The following is a 21,758-nucleotide window of genomic DNA, read 5'->3' as shown; positions in this document are numbered from 1 at the left end:
GCCTTGCCGTCGCGCGCTTCAGCCGAGGCGCGCGGACCAACCTGCCACTTCGTCCGCACTCATCCCGACGGCGCGCGCCGCGGAGTGGATTTGCGCCCACGTAGCGGCGTCGATCGGAATGCCGGCGGCCTCGCGTTGCGCGCGCGTGACGCGCTCGGGCTCGCCGGGTTCGTAGATGCGCTCGGTGCCCGCCGCGAGCGGCGACGCCTTCACCCACGCGAGGAACGCATCGGCTTCGGCTTGCGCATCGGGCGCATCGAATGCGGCTGGATCGATGATCACCGACAGCATGCAGTTGATGATCGCGTGCGTGGTACAGAGCGTGTCGGCGTGCGTCGTGAAGCCGCCCGACAGCGCGCCGCCGAAAATCTCGCACATCGCCGCGAGCCCGAAACCCTTGTGGCCACCGAACGGTGTCAGCGCGCCGAACGGCGCTTCGTGCATGACTTTCGGTTCGAGCGTGGGCATGCCTTCGTGATCGATCAGCGCCCCGGGTGGCGTGTGCTTGCCCTGGTTATACGCGACGCGCGTCTTGCCGAACGCGATCGTGCTGGTCGCGAAGTCGAGCACGAGTGGCGGTTTGCCGGGGCGCGGATAAGCGGCGCAGAAGGGATTCGTGCCGATGCGGCGGTCCGCGCCGCCGAACGGCGCGACGAGCGGATCGCCCGCCACGTTGACGAAGTGAAACGACACCAGACCGGCGCGCGCGCACTGCTCGGCCCAATGCCCGATGCGGCCGATATGATGCGCGCCGCGCAAGCCCACCGCGCAGATGCCGAGCCGCCGCGCGCGCTCGATGCCCCGCTCCATCGCCTCGAACGCGATCACCTGACCAAAGCCCTTGCCGCCTTCGACGGTCAGCACCGCGCCCGCGTCCTTGACGACGTCGGCATGGCCATTGAGTTGCAGTTGCTGGTCGGCGAGCGATTCGACATAGCGCGGGATCATGCCGACGCCATGCGAGTCGTGCCCGGTCAGATTCGCGGCCACCAGATGATCGGCGATCAGCTCCGCTTCGCGCGGCGCACTGCCCGCTCGCTCCCAGATCGCTCTGACGTAGGCATGCAGTTGATCGGCCGGAATCCGGGGCGTGTTGGTTTGGGCAGTCTGGGAGTCGCTCATTCAGCGTGTCGGTGTGGTTCGAACGGAAGGGAGCATCAATAAACAACGGGCCCGGGTCGCACCCGAGCCCCACTCAAACGAGGCGACAACTCACGGCGCCGCGGCGATCACTTCGGCAACCGCGGCCGTCAGCTTCTTGCCGTACGGTACGTGCAGGAATTCGTTCGGTCCATGCGCGTTCGACTTCGGCCCGAGCACGCCGCACACCATGAACTGCGACTTCGGGAAGCCCGCCTTCAGCACGTTCATCAGCGGGATCGTGCCGCCGAGTCCCATGTACGCGGCATCGGCGCCGAAGTGCTGACGCGATGCGTCGCTGAGCGCGCTGGCCAGCCACGGTGCGACCTCCGGTGCGTTCCAGCCGCTCGCCGCGCCCGCATCCGGCTTGAACGTGACCTTTGCGTTGTACGGCGGATCGAATTCGAGCAGCGCCTTCAGTTCGGCGACGGCCTTTTCCGCTTCGATGGTCGGCGGCAGACGCAGCGACAGCTTGAACGCGGTGCGCGGACGCAGCACGTTGCCGGCGTCGGCGAGCGCGGGCAAGCCGGCCGCGCCCGTCACCGACAGCGACGGACGCCACGTCGAATTGAGCAGCGCCTCCTGCGGATCGGTCGTGGTGGGCAGCACTTGACGGCCGTCCTGCCCGCACGCCCACGGCATCTTCTTCCACACGTCATCGCCGAGAATCCTCGCGGCAGCCTCCGCTTCGCGCAGACGATCGGCCGGCACCGGGCAATGAAAACCCTTCGGCAGCAGCGTGCCGTTCGCGGAGTCTTCGAGACGGTCGAACAGTTGCCGCATGATGCGGAAGCTCGATGGCACGATGCCGCCGTAGACCCCCGAGTGAATCCCCTCGTCGAGCACCTGCACTTCGAGATCGCCGGCGACGAGTCCGCGCAGCGACGTGGTCAGCCATAGCTGATCGTAATTGCCCGCGCCCGAATCGAGACACACGACCAGCCCGACGTTACCGAGCCGCTCGCGCAGCGCGTCGACGTAGGGCAGCAGATCGTAGCTGCCCGACTCCTCGCAGGTTTCGATCAGCCCGACACAACGCGGACGCTCGACACCTTGCGCATCGAGCGCGGCGAGCGCCGTCAGGCTCGCATAGATCGCGTAGCCGTCGTCCGCGCCGCCGCGGCCGTACAGCTTGCCGTCCTCGAGCTTCGGCGTCCACGGACCGAGGTCGTTGCGCCAGCCATCGAACTCGGGCTGCTTGTCGAGGTGGCCGTAGAGCACGATGGTTTCGGTGCTGCCCGAGCGCGTCGCGGCGGTCTCGAAGAAGATCACCGGCGTGCGGCCCGGCAGGCGGATCACTTCGAGCTTCAGGCCGCGCACCGGTTGCTGCTCGGCCCATTTCGCGGCGTCGGTGATCACGCGCTCAAGGTAACCATGCTTCGCCCAGTCGGGATCGAACGCCGGGCTCTTCGCCGGCACCGCGATGTAGTCCGTCAGCGCGGGCACGATCTCGTCGTTCCACTTGCGCTCGACGAATTCTCGTAGCGTGTCCGGGTTGAGTTGGGCCTGCTGGGTCGTGTCGTCGTTGATCATAATCGGGTCCGTGAAGTACTGTTCGGTCGAAACGATCATCATAGTCCCGATGCGTGTCGGGCTGAACCCCTTGCGGTAATTGGGTGGCGACTGCAACGCGCAGGGTGCGCGGCGGGCGGCGGCCATTCGCGCGACAATCACTACATGCCTCGCGCATCAGGAGCTTTTATGGGTGGCAACGTGGCCGTTCAGGCCATCGGCGCGGCGTTCGCGCTAGCGCTGTATTTTCTGCCGGCGATCATCGCGGACCGGCGCAAGCGTCGTGACGTGCTGACGCTCGCGCTATTTAACGCCTGCCTCGGCTGGACCGTGCTTGGTTGGGTGCTCGCGCTGTATTGGGCGCTACAGCCGAATCCGGCGCAGACCCTTGCGAGCGACATCGTCGAGACTCGCAAGATATCGACCTTGCGCGCGTTTTCATCGGCACTGACGCTGCGCGTGCGGCGACGCGAGGCCGCGCGCGACCGGCCCGAGCGCTGAAACGATTCGGGCGGCTCCAGCAATACGAGCAATACACGAACAACAGGAAACGGATTGATTGAAGCGCACGTGCGTCATTCAGGCCGCGCGCCCGATGCGACTCCACTGTACCGAGCCCGCCGGAATGGAGCGCGGTTCCGCGCGCACCGCTTGCGCGGCAAAGGTTTCATGACGCAGTTCGCCGTGTTCGTCGAACCACTCGCAGATCAGCCAGTCGCCCGGATTGCGCGCGACCGGACCTGCGTACGTGACGGTCATGCGCGGGCCACCTTCTTTTAACTTGACGACGTCGCCCACATTGAAGGCGGCGGATGTTGTCTGGAATGCGTCAATGGTAGCGGTCAGCATCTTGGGTCCCCCTATCTTGAGCGTTTTTAACTTGAGCCCGGCTTTATCGACTTCGACCTGTTGAATGGGTACTCTAAAGTTTAGACAGATTAACAATCGAATTTAAACGCGGCAAGCGCTTTTTATTGATACCGTTTTCACGGAACCGGGGTTGATGCCCAATGGTTTAAGTTCCCGGCATTCTGAAACATTCTCCGGCGAAAACATTGCGGCTAACCCTATGTGCGCTACCGCACAAATGCAACAGTTACTGCAGGCCGGTTGCAGGCCGGTAGGAAATACGAGAAGGGTTTCGTCTGATTAGAAAACCTGACGCGATAGCGTTGAGCCGTTAATCAGAAAGACCCGTTTGATCTAATCAGAATTACCTGTGAACGAGTAGATCGCCGGTAAATGCCATGTAGTTCGTTATACCGCTTCGTTCAAATTGAACGATTTTCCGGGCGAGCCAGCAAATGAAAACGATTACCAGCGGCTTAATTTCAAACTCCCGGAGCGACTGAGCGCCGTACGCTTTGCTGATGCCGTACCAGCAGCACGCTCAGGCCGATACACACGAACATCAGCGCGGCATTGATGGCGAGGCTCAGCTGAAACGCGTGTGCATAAGACGCGGGGGCCGCGCTGCCACCGAGCGCGCCGAAGAACGCGCCGCTGACCGCCGCGGTGCCGAACGCGGAGCCGATCTGCAGCGTCGACGACACCACACCCGATGCAAGCCCCGCCTTCTCGGGCACCACCTCCTGCAGCACGATGCGCATGATCGACGGCAACAGCAGACCATGTCCGACACCCGCGCACACCAGCCCGCAGTAGAACAGCAGATCGGGCGTCGCGGATCGGGTCGCGGACCAGCCGGTCACGGTGAAGCCGAGCGTCATCATCGAGAAACCGAGCGTCAGCACATGCGCGCCGATGCGCTTGACCACGGCCGGCGAGGTCAGCGGCCCGATCACGAAGCCGAGCGCGAAAGGCATGATCGCGATGCCCGACGCGAGCGGCGTCCAGTGCAGGCCGGTCTGCAGGAAGATGCCGTAGGTCAGGAAGAACGCGCTATTGCAATAGAACAGGAACGCGAGCACCAGACCGAGCGCGAACGCGCGATTGCGGAACAGTTGCAGATCGACGAGCGGATGGCCACCGCCGCGCTCGACGCGCCGCTCGGTCGCGACGAACAGCGCGAACACCGGCACCGCGAGCGCGAACATCGCGAAGGTCCACGCGGGCCAGCCGGCTTCGCGGCCATGCGTCATCGGATAGATCAGCAGCAACAGCACTGCCGACAGCAGCGCTACGCCCTTCAGATCGACGCCTGTATGCGTGGCCGGCTGGTTCTCCGGCACGAACTTCCATGTGCCGATGAACGCCGCGATGCCGATCGGAATGTTGATCAGAAAGATCACGCGCCAGTCGAGCCCGAACGGGTGATACGTAATCAGCGCGCCGCCGCCGAGCTGCCCGACGATCGACGACAAGCCGAACACGAAACCATACAGACTCATCACGCGCGTCTGCTGATGCAGCGGTACGACCGCGCGAATCGTCGCGAGCACTTGCGGCGCCATCACCGCGGCCGCGATGCCTTGCACGATGCGCGCGATCACCAGCATATGGCCGCTCGTCGCGAAGCCGCACAAGGCCGACGCGACGACGAATGCCGCCATGCCCGTCATGAACATGCGACGGCGGCCGAACAGATCGCCGAGGCGGCCGCCCGTGATCAGCAGCACCGCGTAGGCGGACGCATAAGCCGAGACGACGAGTTGCAGTTGCGCGTCGCTCGCGTTGAGGCCCGTGCGAATCGACGGCAGCGCGAGGTTGACGATGAAGTAATCGAGCGGCGCGAGAAAGGCGCCGACAAACAGCGCCGCGAGCGCAAGCGCTTGGCGCGGGAAGCCGGGCGCCGCCGCTTTGACGGCCACAGCCATGCCTGCCATCGCTGGTCCAGGACCGGTCACGGCCCCGGCCGCGCTCGCCGCGCCGCTAGCGGATCCACCGAATGCCGCCGGAGCGGACTTGATCGCTTCGCTTTTCATGACCGAACGTTCAAGAAATAGTTAAAAAAATTTTGCGCCTGCGTTCGCGAACGAACCGCTACACCAGCGCGCGCATCGCCACATCGACGATATCGATCAGCGCGTCTTGCTCATGCGCGACCCGTCCCATGACCCGCAAGCCCTGCATCACGCATAACAGGAAATCGCCGACGGCTTTTTCGTCGAGTGTCGAATCGAACGCGCCGCTCGCCTGCCCGCGAATCACCGCCGCCGCGAGCAAGGTCGCCATGCGGCGCTGAATCGCGGCGACGCGCGCGCGCAGCGCTTCGTCATCGGGCTGCATTTCGAGCGTCGTATTCGTGATGAAACAGCTGCGCCGGCCGCTCAACCCGCACGATACCCGCGCGTAGTGCAGCAGCGCGTCGCGCAACGCCTGCGCCGGATCAGCCGTCGCGCTCAGTCGCTGTGCAAGCCGTGCGACCGCGCCTTCCGAGTAATGCTCGAGCGCGGCGAGCATGATGCCGTGCTTGTCGCCGAACACGCCGTACAGGCTGCCGCGCAGCAGACCGGTGGCCTTGCACAGATCGTCGATCGACGTCGCGTGGTAGCCGTGATCCCAGAACACCTGGCTTGCGTTCGCCAGCACGGTGTCCGTGTCGAACTCACGCGGACGGCCCCGCTGAGATGTTTCGCCGGCTTTTTTGGCGGCTTGCCTGGAATGACTCAATTGCGATGACCTCGTTGCTGCGTTGGCGTCGGTCTGTGGATATTATGACTGAATGTTCAATAAATCAAGGAAGGCCTTCCGTAGGCCTATTCGCGTCGGTATCCCTGCACAATAGAAGGGGAAAAAGCTGCAATAGACTCAAAAACCGTGCGGTCGTGCGGACAAAAGACTCGCGAAATTGAAAGCGGAGTGAAGACATCGACGCGAGGTACTTTTTCCGCATCCCGCTTCACTCCGAACGCGTCCAGGTCTAATCTGGCGTCGGACCCGATCCCTGTTTGGGGGCAGTCAAACTCCGTTTGCGTGGCCCCACTAAAAACGCATACCGCGAAGGCTCGCCGCGGTTCAATCAAATATAGGTCTCAGTGGCCGTTAGTCGGAGGCAATCCTTCAGACTGTCCGTCGCGGCGTGGCAAATGACGCGGAGAATCAGATGGCAGACCCCAGCGGCGATCGCGCAGGGTTCATCATCAAGTCGTCAGTCAAGGCAGGAGTGTGATAACGCCGCTTATCACGGCCCGCCCCCGCCCTCGCCGGCCTGCCCGCATCGCAACCGGGGCTTTCCCCGTCCCCGGTGCGTAGGACCGCCCTGCCCGGTCGTGACACGCGGGCCGGGTCCCGTGCCGCGGTCTTTCACCCAGGGCATGCAGAGGATTGCGTCAGGGTTCAGACCGGATCCGTTTCCTCCATGTCTCCACATGGCTTCGGGGCCCGCCGCGCGCGGGCTTTTTTTGTTGGCCCGGCATCTGCACGCGTGGCCAGCGCGGGAGTTGGCCACACCGTCGGCCCCCTCCGCCGGCAGTCGCCCCCTTGCCCACGATCGGGTCGCCGCGGTTCCAGCGGCAGGTATCAGAGTGCAACGGCCATACCGGGCCTTCGTCAATGGACTCGTCCTCGGCCAAAGATGCTTTGTGGGACTACCGGAGAAAGGTCCGTTTAGCTAAAACGGAATTTCCAACTCTGTGCGAAGGAGACGGAAATGCCCACGAACCAAGCAGTCCCACAAGCCGAGAATACGGCGATCGAGGTCGAACTGTACATAAGCTTCGAGCTCGGCGACAAATCCTGGAAGCTGACCGCCAGCGATGGGCGGCACGGCCCGAGCCGCTATAGTGTGCACGCGGGTGACACCGCTGCCGTACTCGACTGTGCACGTCGAGCCAGGGAGCGTTGCGGCCTCGAGCCGAAGGCCAAGGTTCACTCCTGCTATGAGGCCGGGCGCGACGGGTGGTGGCTGCACCGCTGGTTGAGCGGGCAAGGCATCAACAACGTCGTGGTTGATGCTGCCAGATTCGAAGTGAACCGACGCGCAAGGCGGCCCAAGAACGACCGCCTCGATGGTGACAAGCTGCTTGCCATGCTCAGGCGCCATCACGCCGGCGAGCGCGTGTGGGCGGTGCTGCGCGAGTCCACGCCCGAGCAGGAAGACGCTCGCCGCACGCACCGCGAACTCGCCCGGCTGACCCAGGAGCGCATCGCCCACATGAATCGCATCCGCTCACTGCTCGTGCTGCACAACGTGCGTCCGCAGGTCATCATTGGCGGGCGCGACTGGGCACGCTGGTGGGCCAACCACCGGAGCAGGTGCCGCCCATCCTATGCGGCGAGATCGAGCGTGAGAGCGCGCGACTGGCGCTGGTCAGGCAACAGATCAGGATGCTTGAATCCGCGCGGCGCGACGAGCTGACCGAAGGCAAGCACCCGCTGGTGGCACAACTGGCGCGGCTGCGTGCGATCGGCTCCAAAAGCGCCTGGGTGCTGGTCAAGGAAGTGTTCGGCTGGCGACGATTCGCCAACCGGCGCGAGGTCGCCGGGTGTCTCGGGCTGACACCTACTCCCTACGACAGCGGAGATAGTCAGGTCGAACAGGGCATCAGCAAGGCAGGCAATCACCGGGCGCGCACGATGCTCGTCGAACTGGCGTGGCGCTGGCTGCGCCTGCAGCCCGGCAGCCCGGCAGCCCCCTGACTGAGTGGTTCAACCGGTGCTTTGCGGGCAACGGCAAGCGCATGCGATGGGTGGGCATCGTCGCGCTGGCACGGCGTCTTGCCATTGCGCTATGGCGCTACCTGGAACACGGCGAGATCCCGGCCGGGGCCTCGCTCAAACCTGTTGTCCCCTGACGTGCCAGGTCAACATCGTTCGCGTGGTCTCGCAAAGAACACATCATGATCAGAGGTCGACACGCCCGTACCATCGGCGGGTCACCGCACGGTGACCGAAGCCAAAGATGGGGCGCGCCGATAACTGGGGTTTGCCAGTGCGCCTTGCGCGCATGCTGCATGAGGTGCAGGCTGTCTATGCACTGCACGGATAGAAGTTCGTTCCGGCACTGGCTGGAACGCTCGCCACACCCCGACCTTGGATCAGGATCGAACCACCGTGCGACACGACCGCTTCACATCACCAGCGATCCAAAGGTCCCAGGATGAAATCTGGTCCGTTTACCTGACGAGCGAACACGGCTTGACAAACAGGTCCGCATAGAAGCTGACGGTCGTGTGTCGGCGCTGACATGCCTGCTTGCGGTCGCTCACCGGTCGTTCGCGGAGACGGGGCGACGAACGGCCGCAACCGAGTTCAGCGAATGCGTACTCTCGACCCTCAAGAGACGGTCAGGCGTACCGAAAGCGGTCTTCCAGCCAACGATGCTCAGCTTCACGGCGAGGTATCAGTGGAGGAGTTTGAGCAGAGCGCCAAGAATTATGATCGTCAAAGAGACCGCCGGTATGCTCGAACGCAGGTGAACACGCGTCGGTCACGTGCGCTTCAAGTACGCGGCTTGACGCTCATACCAGGCTTGCGGATAGCGGAGCAGATCGTCGTCGTATTGGGGAGTGTATTTTCCATAGCCGATGAAGTCGTAGTAAATGCTCATCGCCTCTGCTTGTGACGACGCCCAAAACGTCCAGACCCATTCACTACCCGGCTCATTGAGAGCCCGAGCGCCATCTCCGTCCGGCCCATACGCGATGCACGCGGGAAGAGCGTTACCGTGCCCGTCCGGGCAAAGCCAAACTTCGTGAAGGTAACCCAGTGTCTTCCTCATCCCATACCGTCTGCTAGTGTTTTCCTGTGTGAAGTGTCGACGATCTACCGGGTGATGTCGAGCGATCGAAACTGGCCGAGCTCGGTCCGACATGGCCATTCGCGCGGTCTCCCCGCTGGCCAGCGGTACAACTCCATACACATCCGGATCCCTAAGTGTCGCTACCATGTTGTTCAATTTAGGTAACGACCCGCCCGTGCATCGCCTTGCAATGCCGCACGAGGGTCGGCCGCGACAGCACGTAGCGCTTCAACGGCGTATCGATGTCGTAGTTGTAGATGTTCGCGACGCAGCCGTAGATCGCGGCATCGACCGTGGCCGGCTCGGGCCCGAAGATAAAGCCGCTGTCGCCGAGCAGATCGGCCACGACGCGCAAATCGCCGATGCCGCGCTCATACACCTGATCCGGCTCGTAGCGGCCGATGCCCTGATAGTGATACCGAAGCCGGTTGTACTCGCTCGCGGCTTCGAGCGCACTAGCGGTGACTTCGGGGTGCGCCGCCATGAAGGCGTTGCAAAACGCCGGGCGAAAGCGCTCGTCGCGCCAGCGCGAAAAGCTCATCGGCCAGTACAGGTCGTCGAGCGTGCGCCGGACCAGGAAGTCGAGATTCGCTTGCCCCGTGGAAAGCGCGCTGTCGATGCGTAGGTCGTACTTGCGCTTCAGGTACCTGATGATCGCATCGCTATCACCGATTGATTCCTCGCCGTCGACCAGATAGGGCAACTGTCCTCGCGGCGCCTCTTTCGTATCGAGAATGTGCTTGTGCTCGAAGTCGAGACCGCACAAGCGCATGAATGCATAGACCTTCAGGCCAAACGGATTGTTGTCGGCGACGCCGAACAGGTCCGGGTAGGAATAGAGCGTCAGCATGGGCCCTCGCGTGTTGGAGGCATGATGCGGCCGGCGTCGAGGGTGTCCGGGGCCGGGCGCAATGCGTGATGGTGACACATGGTTGGCCGATTCGACTGTGACCCAGCGAACGCAGCCAATCTGAATGAATGCGATGAGCGCCGACAGCGGCCGACCTCTTCGCGATGCGATCGACTCAGAACGACGCGTAAGTACGCGTTCGCGGATGTGAGAGTCGACGCTCCGGCTCCGGCTGGGGCGAACGGGCGGTTAGCACCGTGTAGCCGTCCGATGAGTGTCGGTATCTGAGCGTCTGCAATGGCCGAATTCTGTGCGTGGCTCCTCCGTCAGGTCTCTGAGTACAGCAGCCATATGCCGAGCAAGCTGACCGGCAAGTGCTCGACCATACCTGACCTTCAGGTATCGCATCCGTCAGGCGGCAACGAGTCGGCGAAACCCTGTCATCGTTCGACAACGCACACTACCCTCGCACAGACATTCCGCCGGACTTATACGCTTGGTCTGTCGAACGCGTATTACCGGCTGCTCGATAAACTCGGCGCCGTCAGGGGTGTGCCCACGCCGGCGTCTGTCTGGATTGTCTTGAATGGGCCAGCCCTGATTGAACCCAAACTGCAGGGTTGCGCGGCGAAACAAGTGGCCATCCGAGATTAAGCTTCAGGGCCGTTTAAAAACCAGAAGGCGCATTTCCACTCGCTGACAAAGCTCACCTTGCTGGTTCATCGTGTCGCTGCGGACTGTCGCGATGCCGCGGTCGGGTTTGGAACGCGACGGCGCGATCTCCAGGACGGTGCTGACGACGTGCAGGACATCGTTCGGGCGAGTGGGTCTTGGCCACGCGATTTCGCCGCTCGCACCAATAATGCCACCCGCAATCGGCAGGCTCTGAACGAGAAGTTTCATGGTGATCGCTGCCGTGTGCCAGCCGCTCGCTGCAAGCCCCGCAAAGAAGGAGCGTTGAGCCGCTTCCTCGTCCAGATGGAAAGGTTGAGGATCGAACTGTCGCGCGAAGGCGTGTATCTGGTCGACATCGAGTTTATGCTCCGCGCTTTTGTACACCGCACCCACGGCGAGATCTTCCAGATACAGAGTCTCTGATTTCATGCCTTACTCCTGAAACGTTTTATTCGCTGATATTGGCTCTTCGAACGCCCCTTCTGTGGTGACGTTCGACCTTGATGGTGTTGTCCCTATCCGAAGGATAGTCTTGCGCGGAGAATCCGAGAGTGGCCCGGGGGCCTCGCCGCTAGCGACTTCGAAGCCGGTCGCACTGCCTGCCCATTAGCTGCGCAGCGGCCGCAGACCCGCCCGAACTTCCTGCGCGAGTAGCAGGGGCTCCTCCCAGGCGGCGAAATGGCCGCCCCGTTCAGGCCGGTTGTAATAGATGAGGTCGTGGTAAGCCTGTTCTGTCCAACTGAGCGGCGCCTGATAGTTCTCCCCGGGAAACGCGCTGACGGCAGCCGGCACGGAAACATTCGCTGCAACGAGGTAGTTGAAGTGGGCCGTTTCCCAATAGAATCGGGCCGCCGACACGCCCGTGTTGGTCAGCCAGTAAAGCGTGATGTGTCGAGGACGTCGTCGCGTGTGATGGCACCGGCTGAATGCCCGTTGACCGTGCGGCCTAGCACGGCCGAGGTGATCGGTGCCGCCGGCTGGCGATATGCATCGCCGTGATCGAGCAGCCAGCCTGCCAGCGCAATCGGAGAATCGGCCAGTCCATAGAGGCTTTGCGGACGAGTCGCCATCTCGAACGCGTAGGCGCGGCGCTTCTTGAAATTGACGCTCAATTGCTCATACGCGAGCCTTTCGTCGGACGATCGCCCTGCCGGTGACGGGTTCCCGCCCTGGATCGCCGTGAGGATATCCGGCGGAACTGCCGCCGGAAAATTGACATGGATGCCCAGCAATCCAGGCGGCGCCTGTTTGGCCATCACATTCGACACGCTCCGGACCCCAGCCGGTCGTCGTAGGCTTGCCTGAGAAGCCATAGCCCGGCAACGACGGAACGACCAGATGGAAGGCGTCGGATGCGCTCGCGCCATAGGCGGTGGGATTGACGAGCGGATCGATGATCTTGATCTGCTCGATGATCGAACCGGGCCACCCGTGCGATACGATCAGCGGCAATGCATTCTCATGCTTCGAGCGCACGTGCATGAAATGAATGTCGAGCCCGTCGATCTCAGTGACGAACTGCGGCAGAGCGTTCAGGGTCGCTTCGCACTTGCGCCAGTCGTAGTCGGTCGCCCAATGGTGCGCGAGGCCCTGAAGCGTCGCGAGTTGCACGCCTTGCGAGTCGTCATCGACGGTTTCGCGCTCCGGCCATCGGGTGGCCCTGATGCGTCTTCTCAGATCTACGAGCAGCGACACGGGAACCTGCACGCGAAGGCGGCGAATTGCGTCCGTGCCGCTGCCCGTCTGCGGTTGGACATCGGTAATACCGCGGTCCGTGTGCGCAGATACAAGTGGGCTCAGAGATTGCGCGGCTACGGCTGCCGCGGCGAGGCTCACGAATTGCCGGCGGGATGTCGATTGAGGGATAAGCTTGTCTGTCATGCGAACTCCAGTTGACGATGAGCCTGGCGGCTGGCGCGAAAGGCACAAAAGGGAGAACCGGCGTTGACCCCTGTGGGAGTTTCGACACGCCTGGTCCATCCGGCGCATCTCCAAGGCGCGACGAACAGCCAGCCTCACGTGCCGAACCGCGCAGCCACACGTAACAGCATGGCCGCAACCATGGCCATGCCCGGGGCGAGATAGCTGGCATGGAGATGGACACGGGTAAAGAAAGAGCCCGCAAAAATGATGGCGAGTATCCACACGCCCAGCAGATGCAGCTTTTTCCAGTTTTCCGGGCCGATAAGGCGCGCCGGCGTCGCGAACGACGTAGCCGTGAGCAGCAGAATCATCAGATAGCCGATGAAGCCCGGTATGTTGGTCACTGTCGTACGGCCTGCCCAGAATGCTTCGGGTGCCGTACCGACGTAGGCGACGAGTGCTAACGCATGCAGAAACTGCGACACAGCAAACGACAACCCGATGTAGCGACGCTCTCTTGCCAGCGCTCTGGTTGGCACCGACGGCGCCAGTTTTACAAGCGGCGCGGCCATGAAAACGGCGAGAAACAGAACAAAGGACGTGCGAGCCGTCGCACGCACAACATACTGCAACGATCTCACCCAGTCCGGCGCCAGTGCGAAGGCCGCCACTGCCAAGCAAGAAAGACATATGGTAAGTACACAAAAAAGCTTCCAGCGGGTCATATGGATAATCCGATCGATATTTGTGGATTGCTGGGCAACGAGCCGGCGATTGCGAGAGACGCCGGCTTTCGGGCCTGTATCGGTACGGTGGCGCGGCCGGCCAGACGCGCGCGCAGCGTCTGGTTCAGTGACTACGCGGCCCAAATCCTGAGTAGGAGCGCAACTGGCTGATCTGAGGCCGTGCGAGAAAACCGGATTTGACCAATGGAAGCTCTGACAGGAGTTCCGCGAGGCGGATTTCGTCATCGGCCTCCGAAATCATGCAGGCGCCACCTTCTGCTCTCAGCCATATCTGGCGCACGACTCCCGAGGCGTAGAGCCGGCGAACATACTCGGCCTCCGCCTCGACGTCCTCCTTGGTAGGGGACATCGAGGACGCGTTTTCCGAACGGGAAATGATCACGAGGTATTGCATTTTGCTCTCCTGGGAAGGCGTTGCGCTCCGGCTATGAATTCCGTGTGAACAAATCCGGAACTCAGTGCTGGGAGGAATGGGTCATCTCAGCCTGAAGAACGGCACACCCGCTCCTCTTGCATCCTCCGAGGCATCGGTGGATGTGGTCACTGGGCAGCTAATCCGGCGTCTGACCGAACCATACATCACCTATGTTTTTCATAGCAACAGATTTCTTCTATCGTGCAAACCTCACCTGAAGCGCGGCTAGTTTCTGGAGACTATGCACGTAGCATTCAGGAATTCAAGCTTCAGCTTGACACTATGATTTTCATATATACAATGCAGTCACAGGCAAACTTCATCGCCAGCTGAACCGGATTCGCGATCGGCACAGCTATCCGTGTAAAACGCAGGCCGTGTCGGGACGCAGGTTCGATGCCCCCCCTTCCAAAGGAACGCAAATGACGCCCGTCGCCTACGACACCAATTCGACTGCACTGCTGTTTGTCGATCCCTATAACGACTTCCTCTCGGAGGGCGGCAAAGTCTGGCCCTTCGTCAAGGACGTCGCGGCACAAGTCGGACTGCTCGACAATGTTCGGGCCATCAACAGCGCCGTCCGCCGTGCCGGGATACAGGTCGTGTATGTCCCGCACCGCCGGTGGCAGCCGGGGGATTACCAGTGCTGGTGTCACCCGAGCCCCAGCCAGCGCAAGATCATGGACGGTCATCATTTCGCCAGGGGCGACTGGGGCGGCGAATGGCATCCCGACTTCGCGCCGCAACCGGGCGACGTCGTGGCGCTCGAACATTGGGGCGCGAGTGGCTTCGCCAATACGGACCTGGATTTCCAGCTCAAGCAGCATCGCATTACGCACGTGGTTCTCGTCGGCCTGCTGGCCAACACCTGCATCGAGGCGACTGGCCGTTACGCAACGGAACTCGGTTACCACGTGACCCTCGTGAAGGATGCAACGGCCGCGTTCCATCAGGAAATGATGCACGCGGCGCACGATCTGAACGGGCCGACCTTTGCGCACAGTATCGTCAACACGCGCGAGCTCATCGATGCGTTGCCAACGGCCTGAGCTGGCTCCATGACGCATTCGTCCGGATGGCGTGTTGCCGCCTGACTTGCTGGACGAGGCCATCAGGCTTGCGACGATTTGGTCACCGCCGCGCGATGCCGGATCCCCCTTACCCTCTGGACGACACCCATGGTCTCCCCGCGCCAGGTCTTTCTGATGGCTTTGTGCTGCGCGCTCGCCGTCTCACCCATCTACTACCACCAGCCGCTCCTGCCACAGATCGCGTCGACGTTCGGCGTGCCGTCCGCTCGCGGGAGCCTGATCGCCACGCTGACCCAGCTTGGCTACGCAATGGGACTGCTGCTCTTCGTGCCGCTCGCAGACGGCGTCCAGCCGCGCACGCTGGCGCCGCGGGCCATCGTGGCGAATGCGATGGCGCTGATCGCCTGTGCAGCCGCACCGTCCTTCGCCACCTTGAGCGTTTGCAGCTTCCTCGTCGGAATGACTTCAATCTCGGCGCAAATCATCATTCCGGCGGTCTCCGGTAAGGCCACGCTTGCCGCACGCGGGCGAGTGGTCGGTTCGCTGCTGGGCGGGCTATCTTCGGGCGTCCTGCTGGCACGCACGCTAAGCGGCATCGTTGGCGCACTGTGGGGCTGGCGCTCGATATTCGTGATCGCCGCTGTCATCGATATAGCACTCCTGTTCGTCATCAGGAAGTTGCCCATGTCGAACACACTCGTGGCTATCCGGTACCGCGAGTTGATGCAGTCGCTCGCTGGTCTCGTGCGAGAGGAGCGGCTGCTACGCGTCTCGGCGGCGATGGGCTTTCTCGTGTTCGCCGCCTTCAGCGCGCTGTGGGCAACACTCGCGGTGCTGCTCGCCCGACCGCCCTATCACTACGGTCCTGCCACCATCGGCGCATTCGGACTGATCGGGCTGGTCGGCCTTTCGGTATCACCACAACTCGGTGCCGTCGTCGACCGGATGGGCTCCCGCCACATCGCGACCGCCGGCGCACTAACGGTTCTGATTGCATTCGCGTTTGTCGCAGCGGGCGGCCGCAGCCTCGTATGGCTGATCGTCGGCATGGTGTTGCTGGATCTGGGCAACCGCACGAGCTTTATCGCCAACCAGGCCCGCATCTATGCGCTGCGTCCCGAGGCCCGCAGCCGCCTTAATACGGTTTTCATGGTTTCGTACTTTCTGGGTGGCGCGGTCGGTGCGGCGCTTGGCGGGGCCGGCGCCTTGCGCGCCGCCTGGGTTGGCCTCGCCGCGGTCGGCGTGTTGCTCTCGCTCGCGGCCGTTGCCGTCAATTCGCTCGCGTTCGGGCGGCCCAGTTCGGCCATTGTCGACGGGCAGGTTTGACCCGAACAACCGGACGATTCGCACGCAGGTTTGGTGGCTTCGACGTAGCACAAGCCGCCGAAAGACAATTTACTCAGGAGAGTCTGATGTCATTCAAGGCACTGCTCGCGACAAAGCCGCGCGATGCGGTTTCGACGCGCATCGTCAATTTCCACGACCGGGATCTCATGCCCGGTGACGTCACGATCGCCGTGGAGTATTCAACGGTGCTGGCGCGAACGGCGGCGTCGGATCGATCGCGATTGCGCTCCTGTCTGGCCTCGGCTATCGGGTCGTCGCATCAACCGGACGCCGCGAAGAGGCCGAATATCTGCGCAACCTTGGCGCGGCGGAGATCATCGACCGGCGCACGCTCTCTGAACCGGGTGCACCGATCGCCCAGCAACGTTGGGCCGGTGCCGTGGACTCCGTCGGCCATCACACGCTCGCCAACGTGCTAGCCCAGACGCAGTACCGCGGCGTGGTTGCCGCCTGCGGCCTCGCGCAAGGCGCGGGCCTCCCCGGTTCGGTCCTGCCCTTCATCCGACGTAACGTGACCCTCGCGGGCATCGATTCCGTCAACGCCCCGCAGGCAGTGCGCGTCAAGGCCTGGTCGCGGCTCGCGCATGACCTCGACCTGGACAAGCTCGGCCGCGCGACGACGTTAGTGGGACTCGCCAAGGTTCCTGCGATTGCGCACCAGATCCTGGAAGGCAAGGTTCGGGGACGTACCATCGTCGACGTCAATGCATAAATGCCCTGTCGTCATTCGTCTCCAGAGACTGTGCGCACAGCAGCAATCTTGATTCAGGAGTTCAGCGTGTCCGCCGTTCCTTCTTCATGCCACCGGTGCGAAGCTTCGCCGCTCGATGCCCGTGCCCTGTTCGCCACGTTTGCCGGGCTCTGTGGAAGTCTGGTCGCCATTGGTCTGGCGCGCTTCGCCTACACACCGCTCATCCCCTCGCTGATCGAGGCGCACTGGTTCACATCCCCACAGACCGTCACGCTCGGAGCGGCGAACTTCGCCGGCCACCTGATCGGCGCAATGGTGGGACGCCCGTTCGCTGCGTGGCTGTCCAACCGGTCCGCAGTGCGGCTCCTGATGGCGGTCGTCACGATCGCATTCTTCACGTGCGCGTGGCCGGTGTCGGTGTCGTGGTTCTTCTTCTGGCGTCTGCTGTCGGGTATCTCGGGCGGCGCGATCATGGTGCTCGTCGCGACGTCGATCCTGCCGCACATTCCTGCGCCGCGCCGTGGCTTCGCGAGCGGAATGATCTGCCTTGGTCTGGGTCTCGGGGTTGCGGCATCAGGCACGCTGATTCCGCAACTTCTGCACATGGGGTTGCGCGACACGTGGCTTGGCCTCGGCGCGCTCTCACTCTCCCTCACGGCCTTGAGCTGGTTCGGCTGGCCGGCGACGAACCCTCTCGCGCCACAGGTCGCCCCGTTGCACGGAGCAGATCGCAGCAGGCTCGCGCTGCGCGTCCTCTACGCACAATACGCTGCTAACGCGCTCGGTCTCGTGCCCGTGATCGTGCTGCTCGTCGACTATGTGGCCTGGGGCCTCGGCCGGGGCGCCGCCGTTGGTGCGAACTACTGGGTGTTATACGGTCTCGCCGCCATCGCCGGCCCGATGATCTGCGGAAACCTTGGCGATCGCATCGGTTTCGGTCCAGCCTGGCGCGCCGCCCTCGCATTGCAGGCCATCGCGGTCGTGGTGCTCGCGAAGACGGGCAATCCTTTCGTGTTCGGGGTCGCCACGGTGGTCATTGGCGTATTCACGCCCGGAATCGTGCCACTCGTGCTCGGGCGCATTCATGAGCTGGTGCGCGACAATCACCTCGAAGAGCGCGCAGCCTGGAGCCGAGCAACTACGGCGTTCGCACTCTTTCAGGCGCTTGGCGGCTATGGCTACTCGTATCTGTTTTCCCGCTTTCACGATGACTACGCGCTCGTCTTCCTGTGCGGTGCGGCCGCGCTCACCCTAGCCTTCCTCGCCGACGTCATCGTGCAGGCTCGGCGCACAGAGCGGCATGAGCGCTAGCGCGGGGGAAATCACTCAGACCTGGCCTTCGCGGCCCGATACGCCTCGCGTCTTTTCTCGCGCTCCTTTGCAAACGTCGGGCTCAAGGCCGCGTCGAGATCGCTCCGCTCTACGTATTCGCCGCAAGACGGGCAGATATAGTCAAGCCCGACCTCGTGCCCGCACACCCGATGCATAAACCGTACGGCGACTTCCTCGCCTTTGCTCTTGCACCAGGTTTCACCCCATGTACGCAGCGCCTGGATCACTGGATAGAACGCCCGCCCTTTCTGTGTGAGATGGTATTCGTACCGTACCGGCCTCTTCTGATACGGTTGGCGCTCGATCATTCCGTCTGCTTCCAGCGACTTCAGGCGCGTGGCCAGCATCTGTGGCGTCGCCTCCGTCTGAATCTGGATTTCCTCGAACCGGGTCGCCCCCATGTACATCTCGCGCAGGACAAGCGTTGTCCACTTGTCACCGACAACTTCCGTCGATCGCGCAACCGGGCATACCGTGGCCACTACCTTCTCTCTACGCTTCATTCCGCCTCCGCAAAACTCTTTTTTTCATAGTAACACGGATTCGCATCCCTCGCATACACGGCTGACCGAGTCACCCCTGATCCGTCAAAACCTGACACTGGTTATGGATATGACGCTTAGACTTGTTTCTATGATTTTCATATGTAAAATCGATTCGTGTGACGTCCGCGCGCGCAAGTCCGCGCAGACGAATTGCGCAGCCGGGCTCCGGTTGCGACACGCCCCGGCCGAACCCCCTTTCCGGAGAACACGATGTCTGCCCCTGTCTATCGCGCCGAACACACTGGTCTTTTGCTGGTCGACCCTTACAACGATTTCCTGTCGCATGGCGGCAAGATCTTTCCGATGATCGAGGCAGTCGCCAACGACGTTCGGCTTCTCGACAATTTGCGCGCAGCGGTGAGCGCCGCACGCAAAGCTGGCATCCAGGTGTTCTACGTCCCGCATCGCCGCTGGCAACCTGGCGATTACGAAGACTGGGACCATCCGAATCCGACGCAACTGATCGTGCAGAAGCGCCAGTCCTTCGCAAAAGGGACGTGGGGCGGCGAATGGCACCCCGATTTTGTTCCCCTGGAAAACGACATCATCATCCACGAGCATTGGGCGCAAAGCGGCTTCGCCAACACGGACCTCGATTTCCAGCTCAAGCAGCACAAAATTTCGCACGTCATCGCCGTCGGCCTGCTCGCGAACACCTGCATCGAATCCACCGCGCGATTCGCAATGGAACTCGGCTATCACGTGACGCTCGTGCGCGACGCGACCGCCGCCTTCTCGCCGGAAATGATGCGAGCCGCCCACGAACTGAACGGGCCCACGTTTGCCCATTCGATCGTCACGACGGCCGAATTGCTGACAGCACTGCCGGCATAGGTGTTATGCCGACGATGAGTCAAGCGATCAATCCACTAACAACAACCCCTGAAGGACTCACCCATGATTACCATCAGGGAATGGTGATTGACTATCTATGGATCGTCACTGACAGACCTGCGAGTTCAACTCAAGCTGGGTCTGATGGGGCGCGGCCGGAGAACAGCGCGAAGGATTCCTTCACGAATGCGCGAACGGCGGGAGAAAGCTCCCGTCGCCTGCTGGCCATTGCAAGATGACACGGATACTCGAAATCCGCGATGGCCCGATAGCAAATTCCCGGCTGTGTGAAGTTGCGCATCGATTCCGGGACGACGACCACACCATAACCGGCCGATGCAAGACTGATCGCGGCGATGAAGTCATGCACGCGATGTTCGAGAAATGGAACAAAGCCTCCCGCTACGCCCAGCGCAGTAAGCACCTCGCTGAATCCCGTGTCGTCGTCGAAGTGGGGGGCGATAAAACGCTGATCTTTCAGGTCTCTGACCGAAACGTGCCCGCTTGCTGCCAATGCATGGTCCTCGGCCATCGCGACCAACAGGCATTCAGTCTGCACGATCGTGGCCACGATACCCGCCGGATGCTGGCGCCACGGTCTGACGATACCCACGTCGATCTCGCCGCTGACGAGCGCCTCGAACTGACGCGGGGTCTCCATGGCCACGACCTCGATTCGCACGTCGCCATGCGAGATCCGAAACTGATGCAGCATCCTCGAGAGCACGCCGCTGCTCACGCCGGATGCCACCGATCCGATCCGCACCACACCGGCGAGGCCTCTGGCCGCCAGCCGGCCAACCTGATCCGCACGCTCGATATGGCGTAGCGCTGCAACCGCTTCGGCATGAAACAAACGCCCCGCATCGGTCAGCGTAACGGGCTGTCGCTTGTTGCGGTTCAGGAGACGAACGCCGATCTCCTGCTCGAGGCGTTGAATCTGGGCGCTGAGCGCCGATTGCGCAACATCCAGTCGATCCGCTGCCTTGGCAAAGTGCAGATCCTCCACCACCGCAACGAAGTATCGCAGTTGACGGGCGTCGATCATTTAATCTCCGGAAGCGAATAAACATTCGCGTATTGCTTCTGGATGATATCAAAGAAAGGGCATCAAATAGAGCCCTGAAACAACTGGAGGACAACATGGACGCACTGATCACCCACCCTGGTTCCATCACGCACCGGCAACCGCTTTTCCGCTTGTCGGCGCATCCCACCCATCACCGCATCATGAACGTGACGGTCGACTCGAACGCACTGACCGGATTCCTGGCGAACGTGCGCGATATCGACGTCCAGAATCTCGAGTATGTCCCGTTCATGCGCCATCACCTTGCCGATCTGCTGGTCGAGCGTCTCGGTGACGACTTTGCCGACATGCTCGTCGAGCTGGTCAAGGACCGTCGGCACGGCGGTTTCACCATCGGCCTCCAGGACCTTTCGCAAGACCCCTCTGACTTCGTGAAGTTCGGTACGGCCATCGGTCATATCCTCGGCCCGAGCAATCACGATGCGATGTCGGGAACGTACTACGCCCGCTTCGTGGTGAAGCACACCGATAACAGCGACTCATATCTTCGTCAGGCATACCGGCTGTTCACGATGCACACCGACGGCACGTACGTGAGCGACGCAACGGACTGGCTGCTGATGATGAAATTCGCGGAGCGAAGCGCGGTCGGCGGCGAATCGCGGTTTATGCACCTGGACGACTGGGAAGAGCGCGATCGCTTCGTCAATCACAAGCTCGGAACCAAGCCGTTCTTCTACAAGGGATCCGATTCCAAGAACGTCAGCGAGCAGATCGAGCGGCCGCTGTTCTTTCAAAGCGAATTTGGTCTGTCGATCTCGTTCATCGACCAGTTTGTTCAGCCGTCCAACCGTGAAGAAGCGGCATTTCTCCGCTCACTGTCCCAGTCGATGGAAACGTCGGCAGGCACGAAGGAAGTGTCTTTGCCGGTCGGCGGTCTGGTGGTGCTGAACAACTATTTTTACCTTCACGGCCGCGCGCCATTCCAACCGAACGAATCGCTGTTCCGCGAGCTGATGCGCCAGCGCGGCTCGTTTGCGTATTGATGTCATCCGCTCTCTGGCATGATCGGGCACACCGACCGCCGAGGGCCAACGCAGCGAT

19 protein-coding genes and 2 pseudogenes are annotated in these 21,758 nt (G+C 62.2%); 9 read left to right on the top strand and 12 right to left on the bottom strand.

All coding sequences use genetic code 11. The features are described 5' to 3' along the window. Positions 1 to 18: 18 nt before the first annotated feature. Both AB3X89_RS13530 and AB3X89_RS13525 read right to left on the bottom strand, forming a co-directional pair. A complete protein-coding gene (locus AB3X89_RS13530; RefSeq protein ID WP_368583730.1) occupies positions 19 to 1,122 on the bottom strand; it encodes a malate/lactate/ureidoglycolate dehydrogenase in 1,104 nt (367 codons plus the stop codon). A 90-nt stretch (positions 1,123 to 1,212) separates the two neighbouring features. Further along, on the bottom strand, positions 1,213 to 2,673 hold the full coding sequence (locus AB3X89_RS13525; protein WP_368583816.1) for a M20 family metallopeptidase: 1,461 nt from the start codon (positions 2,671 to 2,673) through the stop codon (positions 1,213 to 1,215). A 168-nt stretch (positions 2,674 to 2,841) separates the two neighbouring features. On the opposite strand from AB3X89_RS13525, the gene AB3X89_RS13520 reads away from it, so the two are divergent. Beyond that, entirely contained in the window at positions 2,842 to 3,153 is a 312-nt protein-coding gene (locus AB3X89_RS13520) for a superinfection immunity protein (RefSeq protein ID WP_368583729.1), read from the top strand. 78 nt (positions 3,154 to 3,231) lie between these two features. Here AB3X89_RS13520 and AB3X89_RS13515 read toward each other — a convergent pair whose 3' ends face one another. The 3 genes from AB3X89_RS13515 to AB3X89_RS13505 form a co-directional block, all read right to left on the bottom strand. Continuing rightward, complete coding sequence (locus tag AB3X89_RS13515) at positions 3,232 to 3,501, bottom strand: YodC family protein (RefSeq protein WP_176123714.1); 270 nt, start codon at positions 3,499 to 3,501, stop codon at positions 3,232 to 3,234. A gap of 482 nt (positions 3,502 to 3,983) precedes the next feature. Beyond that, complete coding sequence (locus AB3X89_RS13510; RefSeq protein ID WP_368583728.1) at positions 3,984 to 5,537, bottom strand: MFS transporter; 1,554 nt, start codon at positions 5,535 to 5,537, stop codon at positions 3,984 to 3,986. 58 nt (positions 5,538 to 5,595) lie between these two features. Next, positions 5,596 to 6,225 (bottom strand): TetR/AcrR family transcriptional regulator, encoded by a 630-nt coding sequence (locus AB3X89_RS13505; protein WP_368583727.1) that lies wholly within the window; start codon positions 6,223 to 6,225, stop codon positions 5,596 to 5,598. A 979-nt stretch (positions 6,226 to 7,204) separates the two neighbouring features. Here AB3X89_RS13505 and AB3X89_RS13500 point away from each other — a divergent pair. Further along, on the top strand, positions 7,205 to 7,912 hold the full coding sequence (locus AB3X89_RS13500; protein ID WP_368583726.1) for a hypothetical protein: 708 nt from the start codon (positions 7,205 to 7,207) through the stop codon (positions 7,910 to 7,912). After that, positions 7,882 to 8,193, top strand: coding sequence for a transposase (locus AB3X89_RS13495; protein WP_368583725.1), 312 nt, complete (start codon positions 7,882 to 7,884; stop codon positions 8,191 to 8,193). The genes AB3X89_RS13500 and AB3X89_RS13495 overlap by 31 nt, the downstream gene beginning before the upstream one ends. A gap of 1,259 nt (positions 8,194 to 9,452) precedes the next feature. On the opposite strand, the gene AB3X89_RS13490 is transcribed toward AB3X89_RS13495, so the two are convergent. From AB3X89_RS13490 to AB3X89_RS13470, 5 genes and pseudogenes are all read right to left on the bottom strand, one after another. Continuing rightward, complete coding sequence (locus AB3X89_RS13490; protein WP_368583724.1) at positions 9,453 to 10,145, bottom strand: glutathione S-transferase C-terminal domain-containing protein; 693 nt, start codon at positions 10,143 to 10,145, stop codon at positions 9,453 to 9,455. Positions 10,146 to 10,802: 657 nt separating this feature from the next. Beyond that, on the bottom strand, positions 10,803 to 11,249 hold the full coding sequence (locus tag AB3X89_RS13485; RefSeq protein WP_176106355.1) for a MaoC family dehydratase: 447 nt from the start codon (positions 11,247 to 11,249) through the stop codon (positions 10,803 to 10,805). Between the two features lie 177 nt (positions 11,250 to 11,426). Continuing rightward, positions 11,427 to 12,701, bottom strand: a pseudogene (locus tag AB3X89_RS13480) (epoxide hydrolase family protein). Positions 12,702 to 12,835: 134 nt separating this feature from the next. Continuing rightward, positions 12,836 to 13,408, bottom strand: a complete 573-nt coding sequence (locus AB3X89_RS13475; RefSeq protein WP_368583723.1) for a ferric reductase-like transmembrane domain-containing protein — start codon at positions 13,406 to 13,408, stop codon at positions 12,836 to 12,838. A 124-nt stretch (positions 13,409 to 13,532) separates the two neighbouring features. After that, on the bottom strand, positions 13,533 to 13,823 hold the full coding sequence (locus tag AB3X89_RS13470; protein ID WP_368583722.1) for a muconolactone Delta-isomerase family protein: 291 nt from the start codon (positions 13,821 to 13,823) through the stop codon (positions 13,533 to 13,535). Between the two features lie 443 nt (positions 13,824 to 14,266). On the opposite strand from AB3X89_RS13470, the gene AB3X89_RS13465 reads away from it, so the two are divergent. The 4 genes and pseudogenes from AB3X89_RS13465 (at position 14,267) to AB3X89_RS13450 (ending at position 18,224) form a co-directional block, all read left to right on the top strand. Continuing rightward, positions 14,267 to 14,893, top strand: a complete 627-nt coding sequence (locus AB3X89_RS13465) for an isochorismatase family cysteine hydrolase (RefSeq protein ID WP_368583721.1) — start codon at positions 14,267 to 14,269, stop codon at positions 14,891 to 14,893. Positions 14,894 to 15,022: 129 nt separating this feature from the next. Continuing rightward, positions 15,023 to 16,201 carry an MFS transporter gene (locus AB3X89_RS13460; protein ID WP_368583720.1) on the top strand — a complete coding sequence of 393 codons (1,179 nt, stop codon included), beginning with the start codon at positions 15,023 to 15,025 and terminating at the stop codon, positions 16,199 to 16,201. Between the two features lie 217 nt (positions 16,202 to 16,418). Continuing rightward, a pseudogene (locus AB3X89_RS13455) lies at positions 16,419 to 16,934 on the top strand (zinc-binding dehydrogenase); the annotation flags it as partial. 66 nt (positions 16,935 to 17,000) lie between these two features. Then, on the top strand, positions 17,001 to 18,224 hold the full coding sequence (locus AB3X89_RS13450; RefSeq protein ID WP_368583719.1) for a YbfB/YjiJ family MFS transporter: 1,224 nt from the start codon (positions 17,001 to 17,003) through the stop codon (positions 18,222 to 18,224). Between the two features lie 11 nt (positions 18,225 to 18,235). On the opposite strand, the gene AB3X89_RS13445 is transcribed toward AB3X89_RS13450, so the two are convergent. Then, entirely contained in the window at positions 18,236 to 18,748 is a 513-nt protein-coding gene (locus AB3X89_RS13445; protein WP_368583718.1) for a winged helix-turn-helix transcriptional regulator, read from the bottom strand. 252 nt (positions 18,749 to 19,000) lie between these two features. Here AB3X89_RS13445 and AB3X89_RS13440 point away from each other — a divergent pair, with 252 nt between their 5' ends. Then, complete coding sequence (locus AB3X89_RS13440) at positions 19,001 to 19,624, top strand: isochorismatase family cysteine hydrolase (RefSeq protein ID WP_368583717.1); 624 nt, start codon at positions 19,001 to 19,003, stop codon at positions 19,622 to 19,624. Positions 19,625 to 19,754: 130 nt separating this feature from the next. On the opposite strand, the gene AB3X89_RS13435 is transcribed toward AB3X89_RS13440, so the two are convergent. Beyond that, the gene (locus AB3X89_RS13435) at positions 19,755 to 20,672 is read right to left on the bottom strand and encodes a LysR family transcriptional regulator (RefSeq protein ID WP_368583716.1); all 918 of its coding nucleotides are present in this window, start codon (positions 20,670 to 20,672) and stop codon (positions 19,755 to 19,757) included. A 95-nt stretch (positions 20,673 to 20,767) separates the two neighbouring features. Here AB3X89_RS13435 and glaH point away from each other — a divergent pair, with 95 nt between their 5' ends. Then, positions 20,768 to 21,700, top strand: coding sequence for a glutarate dioxygenase GlaH (glaH, locus tag AB3X89_RS13430; protein ID WP_368583715.1), 933 nt, complete (start codon positions 20,768 to 20,770; stop codon positions 21,698 to 21,700). Positions 21,701 to 21,758 lie beyond the last annotated feature (58 nt).

This window comes from Paraburkholderia sp. BR14320 (assembly GCF_040948665.1).
Classification (GTDB): Bacteria; Pseudomonadota; Gammaproteobacteria; order Burkholderiales; family Burkholderiaceae; genus Paraburkholderia; species Paraburkholderia youngii.
The sequence above is the reverse complement of the archived record's forward strand: the minus strand, read 5'-3'. Positions and strand labels throughout refer to the sequence as shown.

Coding starts and splice junctions, on each gene's coding strand:
- AB3X89_RS13530 (WP_368583730.1), bottom strand. CDS start 1,122: ATGAGCGACTCCCAGACTGCCCAAACCAACACGCCCCGGATTCCGGCC.
- AB3X89_RS13525 (WP_368583816.1), bottom strand. CDS start 2,673: ATGATCAACGACGACACGACCCAGCAGGCCCAACTCAACCCGGACACG.
- AB3X89_RS13520 (WP_368583729.1), top strand. CDS start 2,842: ATGGGTGGCAACGTGGCCGTTCAGGCCATCGGCGCGGCGTTCGCGCTA.
- AB3X89_RS13515 (WP_176123714.1), bottom strand. CDS start 3,501: ATGCTGACCGCTACCATTGACGCATTCCAGACAACATCCGCCGCCTTC.
- AB3X89_RS13510 (WP_368583728.1), bottom strand. CDS start 5,537: ATGAAAAGCGAAGCGATCAAGTCCGCTCCGGCGGCATTCGGTGGATCC.
- AB3X89_RS13500 (WP_368583726.1), top strand. CDS start 7,205: ATGCCCACGAACCAAGCAGTCCCACAAGCCGAGAATACGGCGATCGAG.
- AB3X89_RS13495 (WP_368583725.1), top strand. CDS start 7,882: ATGCTTGAATCCGCGCGGCGCGACGAGCTGACCGAAGGCAAGCACCCG.
- AB3X89_RS13490 (WP_368583724.1), bottom strand. CDS start 10,145: ATGCTGACGCTCTATTCCTACCCGGACCTGTTCGGCGTCGCCGACAAC.
- AB3X89_RS13485 (WP_176106355.1), bottom strand. CDS start 11,249: ATGAAATCAGAGACTCTGTATCTGGAAGATCTCGCCGTGGGTGCGGTG.
- AB3X89_RS13475 (WP_368583723.1), bottom strand. CDS start 13,408: ATGACCCGCTGGAAGCTTTTTTGTGTACTTACCATATGTCTTTCTTGC.
- AB3X89_RS13470 (WP_368583722.1), bottom strand. CDS start 13,823: ATGCAATACCTCGTGATCATTTCCCGTTCGGAAAACGCGTCCTCGATG.
- AB3X89_RS13465 (WP_368583721.1), top strand. CDS start 14,267: ATGACGCCCGTCGCCTACGACACCAATTCGACTGCACTGCTGTTTGTC.
- AB3X89_RS13460 (WP_368583720.1), top strand. CDS start 15,023: ATGGTCTCCCCGCGCCAGGTCTTTCTGATGGCTTTGTGCTGCGCGCTC.
- AB3X89_RS13445 (WP_368583718.1), bottom strand. CDS start 18,748: ATGAAGCGTAGAGAGAAGGTAGTGGCCACGGTATGCCCGGTTGCGCGA.
- AB3X89_RS13440 (WP_368583717.1), top strand. CDS start 19,001: ATGTCTGCCCCTGTCTATCGCGCCGAACACACTGGTCTTTTGCTGGTC.
- AB3X89_RS13435 (WP_368583716.1), bottom strand. CDS start 20,672: ATGATCGACGCCCGTCAACTGCGATACTTCGTTGCGGTGGTGGAGGAT.
- glaH (WP_368583715.1), top strand. CDS start 20,768: ATGGACGCACTGATCACCCACCCTGGTTCCATCACGCACCGGCAACCG.